General features: G+C 73.0%; 11 protein-coding genes. 5 read left to right on the forward strand and 6 right to left on the reverse strand.

Features of this window, described 5'->3' with window-relative positions; translation table 11 throughout:
- The 4 genes from IH61_RS0131875 to IH61_RS0131890 form a co-directional block, all read left to right on the forward strand.
- On the forward strand, nt 1-759 hold a 759-nt coding region (locus IH61_RS0131875; protein ID WP_107057285.1), incomplete at its 5' end, for an endonuclease III domain-containing protein.
- Nucleotides 756-1484, forward strand: coding sequence for an NUDIX hydrolase (locus tag IH61_RS0131880; protein WP_051838433.1), 729 nt, complete (start codon nt 756-758; stop codon nt 1482-1484). The genes IH61_RS0131875 and IH61_RS0131880, both read left to right, overlap by 4 nt.
- 106 nt (nt 1485-1590) lie before the next feature.
- On the forward strand, nt 1591-2775 hold the full coding sequence (locus IH61_RS0131885) for a MarP family serine protease (RefSeq protein ID WP_031076256.1): 1185 nt from the start codon (nt 1591-1593) through the stop codon (nt 2773-2775).
- A gap of 141 nt (nt 2776-2916) precedes the next feature.
- A complete protein-coding gene (locus tag IH61_RS0131890) occupies nt 2917-3618 on the forward strand; it encodes a metal-dependent hydrolase (protein ID WP_031076258.1) in 702 nt (233 codons plus the stop codon).
- A gap of 123 nt (nt 3619-3741) precedes the next feature.
- Here IH61_RS0131890 and IH61_RS0131895 read toward each other — a convergent pair whose 3' ends face one another.
- The 4 genes from IH61_RS0131895 to nhaA form a co-directional block, all read right to left on the reverse strand.
- Complete coding sequence (locus IH61_RS0131895; protein ID WP_031076260.1) at nt 3742-3951, reverse strand: hypothetical protein; 210 nt, start codon at nt 3949-3951, stop codon at nt 3742-3744.
- Between the two features lie 137 nt (nt 3952-4088).
- Nucleotides 4089-5210 (reverse strand): alpha/beta fold hydrolase, encoded by a 1122-nt coding sequence (locus IH61_RS0131900; protein ID WP_234327417.1) that lies wholly within the window; start codon nt 5208-5210, stop codon nt 4089-4091.
- Nucleotides 5211-5298: 88 nt separating this feature from the next.
- Nucleotides 5299-5775: a phage holin family protein gene (locus IH61_RS0131905; protein WP_031076265.1), complete on the reverse strand. Its 477-nt coding sequence runs from the start codon at nt 5773-5775 to the stop codon at nt 5299-5301.
- 202 nt (nt 5776-5977) lie between these two features.
- Nucleotides 5978-7399, reverse strand: coding sequence for a Na+/H+ antiporter NhaA (gene nhaA / locus IH61_RS0131910; protein WP_078911549.1), 1422 nt, complete (start codon nt 7397-7399; stop codon nt 5978-5980).
- A 342-nt stretch (nt 7400-7741) separates the two neighbouring features.
- On the opposite strand from nhaA, the gene IH61_RS0131915 reads away from it, so the two are divergent.
- On the forward strand, nt 7742-8944 hold the full coding sequence (locus IH61_RS0131915) for a serine hydrolase domain-containing protein (protein WP_051838434.1): 1203 nt from the start codon (nt 7742-7744) through the stop codon (nt 8942-8944).
- Between the two features lie 220 nt (nt 8945-9164).
- On the opposite strand, the gene acs is transcribed toward IH61_RS0131915, so the two are convergent.
- Complete coding sequence (gene acs, locus IH61_RS0131920; RefSeq protein ID WP_031076272.1) at nt 9165-11120, reverse strand: acetate--CoA ligase; 1956 nt, start codon at nt 11118-11120, stop codon at nt 9165-9167.
- A gap of 198 nt (nt 11121-11318) precedes the next feature.
- Nucleotides 11319-13691, reverse strand: coding sequence for a SulP family inorganic anion transporter (locus IH61_RS0131925; protein WP_078911550.1), 2373 nt, complete (start codon nt 13689-13691; stop codon nt 11319-11321).
- Nucleotides 13692-13838 lie beyond the last annotated feature (147 nt).

Below are 13838 nucleotides of genomic sequence, written 5' to 3' on the forward strand. Positions count from 1 at the left end.
TCGGCGCAGACGACGGACTTGCGGGTGAACCAGACGACGCCGGCGTTGTTCGCGAAGTATCCGGAGCCGGAGGACATGGCTGCGGCGAACCCGGAGGAGTTGCAGGAGATCATCCGGCCGACCGGGTTCTTCCGGAACAAGGCGAAGTCGCTGATCGGGCTCTCGATCGCCCTGCGGGACAACTTCGGTGGTGAGGTGCCGAAGACCCTGGAGGAGATGGTTACGCTGCCTGGCGTGGGCCGGAAGACGGCCAACGTGGTCCTTGGAAACGCTCGTGATCCTAAAACGGGAGAACCCTTCGGTGTACCCGGCATCACCGTCGACACCCATTTCGGGCGGCTGGCCCGCCGTTTCGGGTGGACGGCGGAGGAGGACCCGGTGAAGGTCGAGGCGGCCGTGGCCGAGATCTTCCCGAAGTCCGAGTGGACGATGCTCTCCCACCGCGTGGTCTTCCACGGCCGCCGGATCTGCCACTCCCAGAAGCCCGCCTGCGGCGCCTGCCCGATCGCGCCGCTGTGCCCGTCCTACGGGGAGGGCGAGACGGACCCGGAGAAGGCGGCGAAGCTGCTCAAGTACGAGATGGGCGGGCAGCCCGGCCAGCGGCTGCGCCCGCCGGCGGACTTCCCCGGCGAGGCCGCGGCCCGCGCGGACGCCGCCGCCCACCAGGGGCAGGCCGCGGACCTGCGCACCGCACGAAGTGAACAATCCGAACGATCCGAACGCACCGAACGAACCGAACGAAGCGGGGGCCGCGCATGACCCGGGGCATCGAGCTGGACGGCCTGCCGACGTGGCTGGAGCCCGTACGGGAGGCCGCCGAGCGGGTCCTGCCCGAGCAGCTGAGCCGCTTCCTGCCGCCCACCGAGGGCGGCCGTGCGGCGGCCGTGCTGATGCTCTTCGGCGAGGGTCCGGACGGGCCGGACCTGCTGCTGATCGAGCGGGCTCGCTCGCTGCGCTCGCACGCCGGCCAGCCGTCCTTCCCCGGTGGCGCGCTGGATCCTGAGGACGGTGACCCGGCCGGCCCGGGTCCGATCGCGGCGGCGCTGCGCGAAGCCTGGGAGGAGACGGGCCTGGACCCGGCCGGGGTGCAGGTGTTCGCCGAACTGCCCCGGCTGTTCATCCCGGTGAGCCGGTTCGTGGTGACCCCGGTGCTGGGCTGGTGGCGCGAGGAGTCGCCGGTGCGGCCGGTGGACCGGGGCGAGACCGGCGCGGTGTTCCGGGTGACGATCGCCGAGCTGGCGGACCCGGCGAACCGGGTGCGGCTGCGGCACCCGTCCGGGCACGTCGGCCCGGCCTTCGCGGTGGCCGGGCGGCTGGTGTGGGGGTTCACGGCCGGGGTGATCGACCGGGTGCTGCACCACAGCGGCCTGGAGCTGCCCTGGGACCCGTCCAGGATCGTCTCCCTCTCCGACGAGGCGCTCGCCCTGGTGCAGGGCGACCTCGACCATTCCCGGGCGCTGCTGGGCGACGCCGGCGCCTCGTGACCGGTGGCCGGCGGGCGTCCCCCGCGGGCGCCCGTTCCCGCCGTGGCGGCGGGGACCACCGAGGTCGGCGCCACCGTACGGGCCCCGTCCGTGGGAGGGTGTCGGAGTGAACGTCCTGGATGTGCTGCTGATCGCCGCTGCCGTGGGATTCGCCGTGTCCGGCTACCGGCAGGGTTTCGTGGTGGGGATCCTGTCGCTGGTCGGCTTCCTCGGCGGCGGCCTGCTGGCCGTCCAACTGCTGCCGCTGCTGCTGGACCACCTCAGCCCGGGCACCACGGCCTCGGTGGTGGCCGTGGTGGTGGTGATCGTCTTCGCGGCGATCGGCCAGGCCGTCACCGCGCACTTCGGCTGGAAGCTGCGCGGCCACATCGAGCGCCGCCCGGCCCGGGTGATCGACGCGACCGGCGGCGCCGCCGTGAACGTGCTGTCGATGCTGCTGGTCGCCTGGCTGATTGGTTCGGCGCTGGCCGGAACGTCCCTGCCGACGGTCTCCAAGCAGGTCCGCTCCTCGAGGATCCTGGCCGGTGTCCAGGACGCGCTGCCGGGCGACGCCCCGAACTGGTTCTCCGACTTCTCCAAGGTGCTCGCCCGCAACGGCTTCCCGCAGGTGTTCAACCCCTTCGAGCACGAGCCGATCACCCAGGTCGACATCCCCGACCCGTCCCTGGCCGCCAGCCCGGCGGTGGCGAAGGCCAAGCAGAGCCTGGTCAAGGTGGTCGGCACCGCGACCTCCTGCGGCAAGACCCTGGAGGGCAGCGGCTTCGTCTTCGCCCCGCACCGGGTGATGACCAACGCCCACGTGGTCGGCGGGGTCGACGAGCCGACCGTGCAGATCGGCGGCGTCGGCCAGCTCTACGACGCCACGGTGGTCCGCTACGACTGGCAGCGCGACATCGCCATCCTGGACGTGCCCAAGCTGAACGCCCCGCCGCTCGCCTTCGCGGGCGAGGCGAAGACCAACGACAGCGCGATCGTCGCGGGCTTCCCGGAGAACGGCGCCTTCAACGTCCAGCCCGCCCGCATCCGCGGCCGCATCCAGGCCAACGGCCCGGACATCTACCACCGCGGCCAGGTGGTGCGCGACGTCTACTCGGTGCGCTCGGTGGTCCGTCAGGGCAACAGCGGCGGACCGCTGCTCACCCCGGACGGCCAGGTGTACGGCGTGGTGTTCGCCAAGTCGCTGGACAGCGCGGACACCGGATACGTGCTGACCTCCGCCGAGGTGCGCGAGGACGCCGTGCAGGGCGGCGAGGCGACCACGAAGGTCGACACCCAGGGCTGCGCGCTCTGAGGACCGGAGGTTCGGCGGGCGGCCACGGCCGCGCTTTCCGTCGAACCGTCAGTCCGCCCTGATAGCCTCAGCCGCGCCTCACCCGTTCGGCTCAACCGGGCGCCGTCCCGGAGTGAGCGAACGGGAGGTCGTGGCAGTCCGATGATGGGTCACTCGCACGCGGTGAGCGGGGCGATGCTGTACGCGGCCTCGGCTCCGTTCCTGCCCCCGCTGCTGCTGCACACCACGCTGCAGCCCGCGGACATACTGATGGGCACGGTGCTGTGCGCGGGCGCGGCCCTGCTGCCGGACCTCGACCACCACGACGGCTCGATCGCCAACTTCCTCGGGCCGGTCTCCAAGGCGCTCTGCCGCTTGGTCGCCTGGATCTCCGGCGGGCACCGGCACGCCACCCACTCGCTGCTGTTCGTCGCGCTCATGGGCGCCGGCACCTGGGCGGGCGTCACCTTCCTGGGCCGCTACTTCACCCTCTCGGTGACCTTCTTCCTGCTGGCCCTGGCGATCAGGGCGCTGCGGCTCTGCCCGCCGAGCAACGGGCCGGAGGCGTGGATCACCGTCATCGGGCTGGCCGCGCTGGGCACCTTCGGGATGAACACCTGGATGCCCAGCGCACCCGGCTGGCTGCCGTACGCGGTGGCGCTGGGCACGCTGGCGCACCTGCTGGGCGACTGCCTGACGAAGAAGGGCGCGCCGCTGCTGTGGCCGCACAAGGAGCGCTACGAGATCGTGCTGATCAAGCGCAGCGGCAACAGCGTCGAGACCAAGGTGCTGGTGCCGATCATGTCGGTGGCGACCTTCGTCCTGCTCTGGTTCACGGCGCTGTCGCCGACGATCGTGAACTGAACAGCCGTGAACCAGGCAGTCGTGAACTGAGCAGTCGTGAACTGAACAGGCATGAACCCGGCAGGCGTGAACCCGGCAGTCGTGAGCCGGGCGGCGCGTCGGGAGGACGGGCGGCGCGGGGCCTCAGGTCTCGCGCCGCAGCCGCGCGCCCACCCAGCGGGCGCGCCGGCCGAGGATGCTCGAGATGCCGAGCTGGCGCTGCGCGCCGCGCTGGGGGTGTTCGGCTCCGTCGAAGCCGAGATCGTCGGCCCAGTCGGGGCGGTGGGTGGAGCGCTGGGGGCTGTTGTGGCGTCGGCCGCTCGAGGCGCCGCCGCGATCGGGCATCCAGGTCATACCGGAATGGATGCCCCTGGGCCGGTCGGGGTAACCGCCCGGGGCGGGTCGAATGTGGCCTATGCGCTTGTCATATGAGCGTCATGTCCCTGCAATATCAGGGGAGTTGGGCCGACGGCCTCCCGTCCGGCCCGCCCTCACTCCTTGTGCCGGCCCACCCAGTCCAGCAGCTCCGCGGTGAACTCCTCCGGCGCCTCCTCGTGCGGGAAGTGCCCCACCCCCGGCAGCAGCCGCCAGCGGTACGGCGCCGCCACGTACTCGCCGCCGCCGAGCGCGGTGTGCGACAGCAGCACCGGGTCCGAGGCGCCCTGGACGTGCAGGGTCGGCGCGGTGATCGGCTTCTTCATCCGCCGGGCGAACTGGATGCCGTCCGGCCGCGCCAGCGACCGCAGCAGCCAGCGGTACGGCTCGATCGAGCAGTGCGCGGTGCTCGGGATCTGGATCGCCTGCCGGTAGGCGTGCACGGCCGTCGCATCCAGGCCGTTCGGACGGGACCACTCCTCGAGGTATCGGCCGACCAGCGCGGCGTCGTCCGCCACCAGACGGCGTTCCGGTATCCACGGCCGCTGGAAGCCCAGGACGTGCTCGAAGGCGGCGAACTGGCGACGGTCGGTCAGCAGCGCCCGGCGCAGGTCCCGGGGGTGCGCGGCGGACACCACGGTGAGGCTCTGGATGACGGAGGGCCGCATCACCGCGGCCACCCAGGCCAGGGTGCCGCCGGAGGCGTGGCCGACGAGGTGCGCCCGGCGCTCGCCGAGCGAGCGGATCACGCCGGTGATGTCCAGGGCGAGGTTGCCCGGGTCGTACCCGCGCGGGGTGCGGTCGCTGCCGCCGATGCCCCGCAGGTCGAGCGCGACGGCCCGGTAGCCAGCCTCGGCCAGCGCGGTCAGCTGGTGGCGCCAGGCCCACCAGTACTCGGGCCAGCCGTGCACCAGCAGCACCAGCGGGCCGGAGCCCAGCTCGGCGATGTGGAAGCGGGCGCCGTTGGCCGCGAGGTCGCGGTGCGTCCACGGGCCGGCCTGCCGGATGCTCCACGCCTCGGCGACGCCGTCCGTCGGGCCGTCTGCCGCACCGTCCGCGGAGGCGGCTCCGGAACCGGCCCCGGCTCCCGTCCCCGGGGCGGAGTCGAGGCCCGAGGCGAGGTCCGTGGCATGGCCCGAGTCCGTGGCAGGGCCCGAGACGCGGTCCGTGGCGTGGCCCGTGGCGCGGCCGGAGTCGGCGGACGGGCGCGCGGCTGGGGGCTTCTGGTCGAGCGGCATACCGAGAGCGTGTCACATCCGCGCGTCGCGGACGCGCCCGGCACTCGCCATCGGCGGGTCCGGGCGCGCTGCGGGCACCGTCCGGTGGTTACGGGATGCGGCCCAGGCCCCGGTCGATCTCCTCCTGGGTGGCCGGACGCGGCCGGGCGCTCTTCAGCACCTCGGCGGTCTTCTGGACGCCCTCGATGGTGCGCTCCGGCTTCTGGATGCGCTTGAAAAAGCGCACGGCCACGAACCCGACCACCCCGGCGAGGATCAGGTGCAGGACGGCCGAGAGCAGGAACGACCAGCCGAGCGGCACGCCCATCCAGTGGAAGGCGAAGGCGATCGCGATGCTGATCATCGGGATGGCGGCGAGGGCGAGCACACCGGCGACGGCGATGAAGACCCCGCCGGAGACACCGCGCTTCACGTCCGCGCGGATCTCGGCCTTGGCGAGCGCGATCTCGTCGTGGACCAGCGCGGACAGGTCGGCGGTGGCCGCGGCGAACAGCTGCCCCACCGAACGCTCGCCCTCGTGGGGCGCCCGGCCGTTGCTGGACGGGTCTGCGGCTCCTGCGGGCATCAGCGGTTCTCCTCTGCGGCTGTGCGGCGTGACGCCGCCGGGTGGTGCGGGTCCGGGGGGCCGGTGGGGGCTCCGGAGGCGTCAGTGGACTGTCGACAGCTCAGAATCATGCCCTTAGCGGTCAGTCGGACACCACTCCGGGGCCCCGCCGGAGTGGTGCGTCGGGGCGGCGGCAGGGCCCTGGGACGGGCTCTGCGGGGTGTCAGCGGGCCGCTGCGGGGCCGTCCGAGGAGCCCTGGGCGTCCGGGGCCCCCTGGGCGCTGCGGGCCCGCCAGGCAGGGTCGTCCGACTGGTAGACGTCCGGGACGCCGTCGCCGTCCGTGTCCCGGTCCTCCTCCGCGCACAGCTCCCGGTAGTGCCGGTTGCGCAGCTTCAGCAGAACGGTGGCGACGACGGCGCAGAGCAGCGAGCCGACCAGGACGGCCGTCTTGGAGCGGTCGGCGAGCGCCAGGTCGTCCGGGAAGGCCAGCTCGCTGATCAGCAGCGAGACGGTGAAGCCGATGCCCGCGAGCACCGCGACGGAGAACAGGTCGGCCCACTTGAGCTGCGGGTTCAGCTCGGCCCTGGTGAAGCGGGCGGCCAGCCAGGTGCCGCCGAAGATGCCGACCGTCTTGCCGACGAGCAGGCCGATCACGATCCCGAGCGGGGCGGCCTGGGTGAACACCTCGCGCAGCGCCGGGCCGGAGATCGTCACCCCGGCCGCGAACAGCGCGAACACCGGGACGGCGAGGCCGGCCGAGAGCGGGCGCACCAGGTGCTCGATGTGCTCGCCGGGGGAGTGCTCCTCGTCGCCCTCCCGGTGGCAGCGCAGCATCAGGCCCATCGCGACGCCCGCGACCGTGGCGTGGATGCCGCTCTCGTGCATCAGCGCCCAGACCACGACGGCCAGCGGCACGAACAGGTACCAGCCGTGCACCCCGCGCCGGTGCAGGAACCAGAACAGCACCAGGCCCGCGAAGGCCAGGCCGAGCGCCCAGAACTTGATGCCGGAGCTGTAGAAGACCGCGATGATCAGAATCGCGATCAGGTCGTCGACCACGGCGAGGGTCAGCAGGAAGGCGCGCAGCGCGGACGGCAGGTGGCTGCCGACGACGGCCAGCACCCCGAGCGCGAAGGCGATGTCGGTGGCGGTCGGGATGGCCCACCCTCCCGGGTGGCCTCCGCTGCCGGAGTTGACGAGGGCGAAGAGGATCGCGGGCAGCGCCACCCCGCAGACGGCGGCGATCACGGGCAGCAGCGCGGCGCTGGGAGTGCGCAGCTCGCCCGCGACGAACTCGCGCTTGAGCTCGACGCCGGCGACGAAGAAGAAGATCGTCAGCAGGCCGTCCTTGGCCCAGCCGGCGAGGGTGAGGTCGAGGTGGAGCGGGCCGGAGGGGCCGATCCGGAAGTCGATCACGCTCTCGTAGGCGTTCGGCCATATGTTGGCCCAGATCAGCGCGATCACGGCGGCGCCCAGCAGGAGCATGCCGCCGACGGTCTCGGTGCGCAGGGCGTCGGTGATGAAGGTGCGCTCGGGGAGGGACAACCGGCCGAGCAGCTGCCGGCGTCGGGTCGTCGGCTCGTGGACGGGCGGCTGGTCGGTCACGCGGGACCTCCTGGGGGCTGGGAGCGGCAACGAACGCATGCGTGATGCGGTTGCCGACCAGACTTCCCGGCGCGCCCTGTGACGCCCGTGTCCCGTGCGTGGGGATCTTGATGCGTCCTTAGCAGTCTACGGGACGTGCGGGTGACATCCGGATTGTCCTATTCAAGGACTTAAGCCCTGGAGGCCGGTTCTGCACCCGGGGGGAGCAGAACCGCGGCACCCGAACGGCCCTCGCCGCGTGCACCCGGGTGAACGCGTTCCTATCGTCGGTCGCAGGCGCCGCCCGGTCCGGGTGGGCGTTTTCCCCGCTTCTCCCCGCTTCTCCCGCTTTCCTTCGCTCCAAGTCCCTCTCGTCCCGCTCTCGTCGCTGGAGGCACGACCATGCCCGGTGGTGGCACCACCACGCCCGAACCGCCGCTGTTATCCGATGCCGGTGATCTGCCCGCCGACGTCCCCGCCGACCTCGGACGGCTGCTCCGCCCGCTGTTCCGCGCCTCCGCCCCCGGCGGCGGCGTCGCCGTCGCGGTGATCCGGGGCGACGAACGGACGGTCGCCTGCCGCGGGCACGCCGACCGCTCCGGCGAGCACCCCGTCCGGGCCGACACCCGGTTCGAGCTCGGCTCCGTCACCAGGACCTTCACCGGACTGCTCCTCGCCGAGATGGCCGCCCGCGGCGAGGTCCGGTACGACGATCCGATCGACCGCTACCTGCCCGCCGGCGCCGTCCCCGGCTACCCGTACGAGCGGCCCATCACCCTGCTCCACCTGGCCACCCACACCTCGGGGCTGCCCCGGCTCCCGGTCGGCCTGCTGCCGGCCGCCGCCCCGCATTGGTTCACCCACCCCTACGCCACCTTCGGCCCGACGCACCTGCTCAGAGCGCTGTCCCGGACCCCGGTCCGCGGCACCCCCGGCACCCAGGTGCGCTACTCCAACCTCGGCTGCGGACTGCTCGGACTGCTGCTCTCCAACGCGGCCGGCCAGCGGTACGACGACCTGCTGGCCGCCCGGGTCTGCGGACCCCTCGGCCTGATCGACACTTCCTGCGGGCCCGGCCGGGAGGGCACCGCCGGGTACCGGCGCGGCCGGTGGGTGCCCTCCTTCCGGCTGCCCGCGCTGCCGGGCGCGGCGGCGCTGCGCTCGACGGCCGACGACATGCTCCGCTACCTCCAGGCCCACCTGTCGCTGGACGCCGTCCCGCTGCCGGAGCGGGCCGATGCGGCGGCGCTGCGGACGGCGCTCGGCGAGGTCCGCCGCCCCAGGGCCGGGCGGCTCCGGGGCGGCGGCACCCGGATCTGCCTGGGGTGGAAGCAGCGCCCGCTCGCCGCAGGGCCCGACGGGGAGGGGCCCGACGGGGAGGGGCCTGACGGCACGGAGTGTGAGACGGAGTCGGACGGGCTGGTGTTCCACACCGGCTCGACCCGGGGATTCACCGCCTTCATCGGGTTCAGCCCCCGGGCCCAGGTGGGGCTGGCGGTGCTGGCGGGCGCCCGGTCGCTGCGCGGCCGATGGGTGGCGCAGAGCGCCTTCGAGACGCTGCGCACCCTCGCCGCCGACCGCCGCCCGGCGGGAGTCGCGAACTGACGGGGGCCGCGGATTGACGGGTTGACGTGTCTACCGAGGCGTCCGTCGAGGCGTCCGTCGAGGCGTCCGTCGACGTGTCCGTCGACGTGTCCGTCGACGTGTCCGTCGACGTGTCCGTCGACGTGTCCGTCGACGTGTCCGCCGTGGAAGGCGGACCCGGACGCGGCGGTGCCCCGGGCGGAGACCTCCGCCCGGGGCACCGTCAGGTCCCGCGCTGTGCTCAGCCCTCGGTGCCGACCGGCGGCAGCTGGGCCTGGATCTGGCTCATCACCGTGCTGTCGGCCAGGGTGGTGGTGTCACCGACCTCGCGGCCCTCGGCGATGTCGCGCAGCAGGCGGCGCATGATCTTGCCGGATCGGGTCTTCGGCAGCTCGCCGACGACCTTGATCTGCTTCGGCTTGGCGATCGGGCCCAGCGTGCGGCCGACGTGGGCGCGCAGTTCCTCGACCAGCTCGGGGGTCTCGGTGGCGCCGCCGCGCAGGATCACGAAGGCGACGATGGCCTGACCGGTGGTGGCGTCGGTGGCGCCGACGACGGCGGACTCGGCCACGGACGGGTGACCGACCAGCGCCGACTCGACCTCGGTGGTCGAGATGTTGTGGCCCGACACGAGCATGACGTCGTCGACCCGGCCGAGCAGCCAGATGTCGCCGTCCTCGTCCTTCTTGGCACCGTCACCGGCGAAGTAGCGGCCCTTGAAGCGCGACCAGTAGGTCTCGATGTAGCGCTGGTCGTCGCCCCAGATGGTGCGCAGCATGGACGGCCACGGCTCGGTGAGCACCAGGTAGCCGCCGGAGCCGTTGGGGACCTCGTTGGCCTCGTCGTCCACCACGGTGGCCGCGATGCCCGGCAGGGCGCGCTGGGCGGAGCCCGGCTTGGTCTCGGTGACGCCCGGCAGCGGGCTGATCATGATGGCGCCGGTCTCGGTCTGCCACCAGGTGTCCACGATCGGGGTCTTGCCGCCGCCGATGTGCTCCCGGTACCAGACCCACGCCTCGGGGTTGATCGGCTCGCCGACGCTGCCCAGCACCCGCAGCGAGGACAGGTCGAACTTCGCGGGGATGTCGTCGCCCCACTTCATGAAGGTGCGGATCGCGGTCGGCGCGGTGTAGAGGATCGTCACGCCGTACTTCTGCACGATCTCCCAGAACCGGCCCTGGTGCGGGGTGTCCGGGGTGCCCTCGTAGATGACCTGGGTGGCGCCGTTGGAGAGCGGGCCGTAGACGATGTACGAGTGCCCGGTGACCCAGCCGATGTCGGCGGTGCACCAGTAGACGTCCGACTCGGGCTTGAGGTCGAAGACGGCGTGGTGGGTGTAGCTGGCCTGGGTGAGGTAGCCGCCCGAGGTGTGCAGGATGCCCTTGGGCTTCCCGGTGGTGCCCGAGGTGTAGAGGATGAACAGCGGGTGCTCGGCGTCGTGCGCCTCGGGGGCGTGCTCGGTGGACTGGCGGGCGGTGATCTCGTGCCACCACACGTCCCGGCCCTCGGTCCAGGGGATGTCCTGCTCGGTGCGGCGGATCACCAGGACGTGCTCGACACCGTCGACCTTGGTGAGGGCCTCGTCGATGGCGGGCTTGAGGGCGGAGGGCTTGCCGCGGCGGTAGCCGCCGTCCGCGGTGATGACCAGCTTGGCCTGGGCGTCCTGGATGCGGGAGGCGACGGCGTCGGCGGAGAAGCCGCCGAAGACCACCGAGTGGGTGGCGCCGATACGGGCACAGGCGAGCATCGCGACGACCGCCTCGGCGATCATCGGCAGGTAGACGGCGACGCGGTCGCCCTTGCGGACGCCGAGCTCCAGCAGCGCGTTGGCGGCCTGGGAGACCTCGTCCTTGAGCTGGGCGTAGGTGATCGAGCGGCCGTCGCCGGGCTCGCCCTCGAAGTGGATGGCGACGCGGTCGCCGAGGCCGTTCTCGACGTGGCGGTCGACGCAGTTGTACGCCACGTTGAGCTTGCCGTCGGCGAACCACTTGGCGAAGGGCGGGTTGGACCAGTCGAGGGTCTCGGTCGGCTCGACGGCCCAGCTGAGGCGGCGGGCCTGCTCGGCCCAGAAGCCCAGGCGGTCCTCGGAGGCTTGCGTGTAGGCAGCCGCGGTGACGTTGGCGGCTGCGGCGAGCTCTGCCGGCGGGGCGAAGCGCCGCTCCTCCTTGAGCAGGTTGGCCAGGCTCTCGTTGCTCAACGCGCACTCCTCATCGAGTCATGATCTGGGGCGATCCCGTGCGTGGGGATTGTCCCGTGTGTCCCAGCGCACAGCTCACCAGGCGAACGGGGCAGTTGACAAGAGGCTGCTGGTAATTGGTGTAGACCTTTGACCGAGGATCGAACGGCCGCCCGGGTCGCGCCCCGCATGAGGCGGGGACGCCACCCGGGGCGGTTATCATGCGGCCAGCTCGGGGCCCTCCGTTTCGTCGCGGCACTCCTCGCGGACGGGAGCGGGCTCGGCGGCCCTCACCCGTTCGGCCGACACCCCTGTGGGGCGGGCCTCGACCGGACTGAACGTCCCGGCGGAGCGGTCGAGGACGAACGCCTGGGCGGTCGCGAAGTCGAAGTACATCCCGACAAGCCGCAGGGTGCCCTCCTCCACCCGGCGCTCCACCGCCGGATTCGCCATCAGGTGGTCCAGCTGCTGCACGACGTTGGTGATGCAGAGCTGCTCCGCGAGGTCCACCACCGGCCGGTCGGCGAAGTCGGCGGGCGCCTGGCGCAGCCGTTGCAGCGAGCCGCGGCCGTTGCGCAGCCAGCGGGTCAGCGGGGTGGGCGGACCGGGGCGCTCGTGCACCCCGTCCAGCAGGGCTTTCATCGCGCCGCAGCCGGAGTGGCCGCAGACCGTGATCGAACGGATCTCCAGTGACTCGACGGCGTACTGCACCGCGGCCGCCACGGAGTCGTCGGCGGCCCCGGGTTCGAAGGGGGCGGGCACCAGGTTGCCGACGTTGCGGACGGTGAAGAGATCGCCCGGGCCGCTGTTGGTGATCATGCTGGTGACCATCCGCGAGTCCGCGCAGGTCAGGAAGAGCTGGGAGGGCGTCTGCCCCTCCCGTGCCAGCCGGGCGAGCTCGGGGCGGATCAGCGGGGCGGTGTGCTGCTGGAACACCCGGACGCCGTCCAGCAGGCGGTTGTGCGGGTCCTCCTGCTGCTCGATGCAGTGGTGGCCGACCCAGGGCGTCCAGGCCCGGCAGCGGTGCGGGCCCGGTGAACTGCCCGCGTGCACCGTGCCGTCGGGGTCGAGCACCTCGTCGTCCTGGCGCCGCGTCACCATCGAGACCCGGCCGCCCGTGCCCTGGTGCGCCGTCCGCCAGCCGTGCAGCGTCTCGTACGCGGCGTGGTCCAGGAAGGAGCCGTCGTGGACCACCGTGACCGCACCGCCGGCGGGGATGCCGGTCAGCGCCCGGCTCAGCCGGGGGACGGCGGCGAAGGTGAGCGGGCCGTGGGTGTGGACGGTGACGGAGCCGTCGGAGCCCGTCTCGACGTCCACGTGGGCGCGGGTCAGCCGGTAGAGCGCGAGCAGCACGGCGGTGCCGGCGCCGAGCGCGACGCCGCCCAGCACGCCGAGGCCCACCACGCCGAGCACGGTGACCAGGTACACCGGGAACTCCCGGTGCCGGTGCACGTTGCGGATGTGCGCGAAGTTCACCATCTGCAGACCGACGACCAGCACCAGCGCGGCCAGGGCGGCCAGCGGGATGAGGCGCAGCCCGCCGGTCAGCGCCAGCGCGGCGACGAGCACCCAGACGCCGTGCAGCACCGAGGACCACCGGCTCTGCCCGCCCGCCCGGACGTTGGCGGTGCTGCGGACGGCGCCGCCGGCGATCGGCAGCCCGCCGACCAGCCCGCTGACGAGGTTGGCCAGGCCCTGCCCGCGCAGTTCGCGGTCGAGGTCGCCGGTGCGGTGGGACATCCGGTCGACGGCGACGGCGGACAGCAGCGACTCCACGCTGGCCACGGCGGTGACGGTGAGGACGGCGGCGAGCACCCCGGCGAGTTGGCCGTGCGGCAGGGCGAGCGCCGGCATGTGCGGCGCCCAGGCGGGCAGGTCGATGTGGGCCACGTGCAGATCGAGGGTCAGGGCGAGTGTGGTGGCGGCCGCGACGGCGGCCAGCGGGCCGGGCACCCGGGCCGGTACGGCGCCCAACCGGCCCGCACGGCCCGGTAGTCGGTCCAGCCGGGGCCAGGCCAGCAGGACGGCCACCGTCACCGCGCCGATCAGCAGCGCGGCCGGATGCGGGCCGGCCAACTGCCCGGGCAGCGCGAGGAGGTTGGCGACCGCGGAGCTCTGCGGGGAGCCCCCGAGGACGACGTGCAGCTGTGCGATGGCGATGGCGAAGCCGACCCCGGCCAGCATGCTGTGCACGATGGCGGGCGAGACGGCGAGTGCCGTACGGGCCACCCGGCGTGCTCCGAGCAGGAGTTGGAGCAGCCCGGCGGCCGCCGTGATGGCGCAGGTGGCCTGCCAGCCGTACCGGGCGATGAGCCCGGCGGTGATCACGGTCAGCGCGGCGGAGGGGCCGCTGACCAGGAGCGGGGTGCCGCCGAACAGCCCGACCACGATCCCGCCGACGGCCGCCGCGGCGAGGCCGGCGGTGAGCGGGGCGCCGGTGGCGAGGGCGATGCCGAGCGAGAACGGCACGGCGATCAGGGCGACCACCAGGGAGGCGGAGGCGTCCCGCGCCCAGCGGGCCCGCCCGCCGCCCGGCGGCGCGTGGTCGGTGGTGTCGGAGGCGTTGGGGGCGATGGAGATGTCGAGGGTCATGGTCTTCCCGTCTGTCCGGTGAACGAACGCAGTCAGGTCCGGTGGTGAGTCCGGGGTGCGGCTCGGGGCGGATCGGCTGTCGTGGGTCGCGACGGTGTGGCGGGATGGCGTGGGCTCGGCGGGGAGTGCGGGTGTCACCGGCCGGCG

Origin of the sequence: Streptomyces sp. NRRL WC-3742, assembly GCF_000720635.1 — a bacterium.
Classification (GTDB): domain Bacteria; phylum Actinomycetota; class Actinomycetes; order Streptomycetales; family Streptomycetaceae; genus Kitasatospora.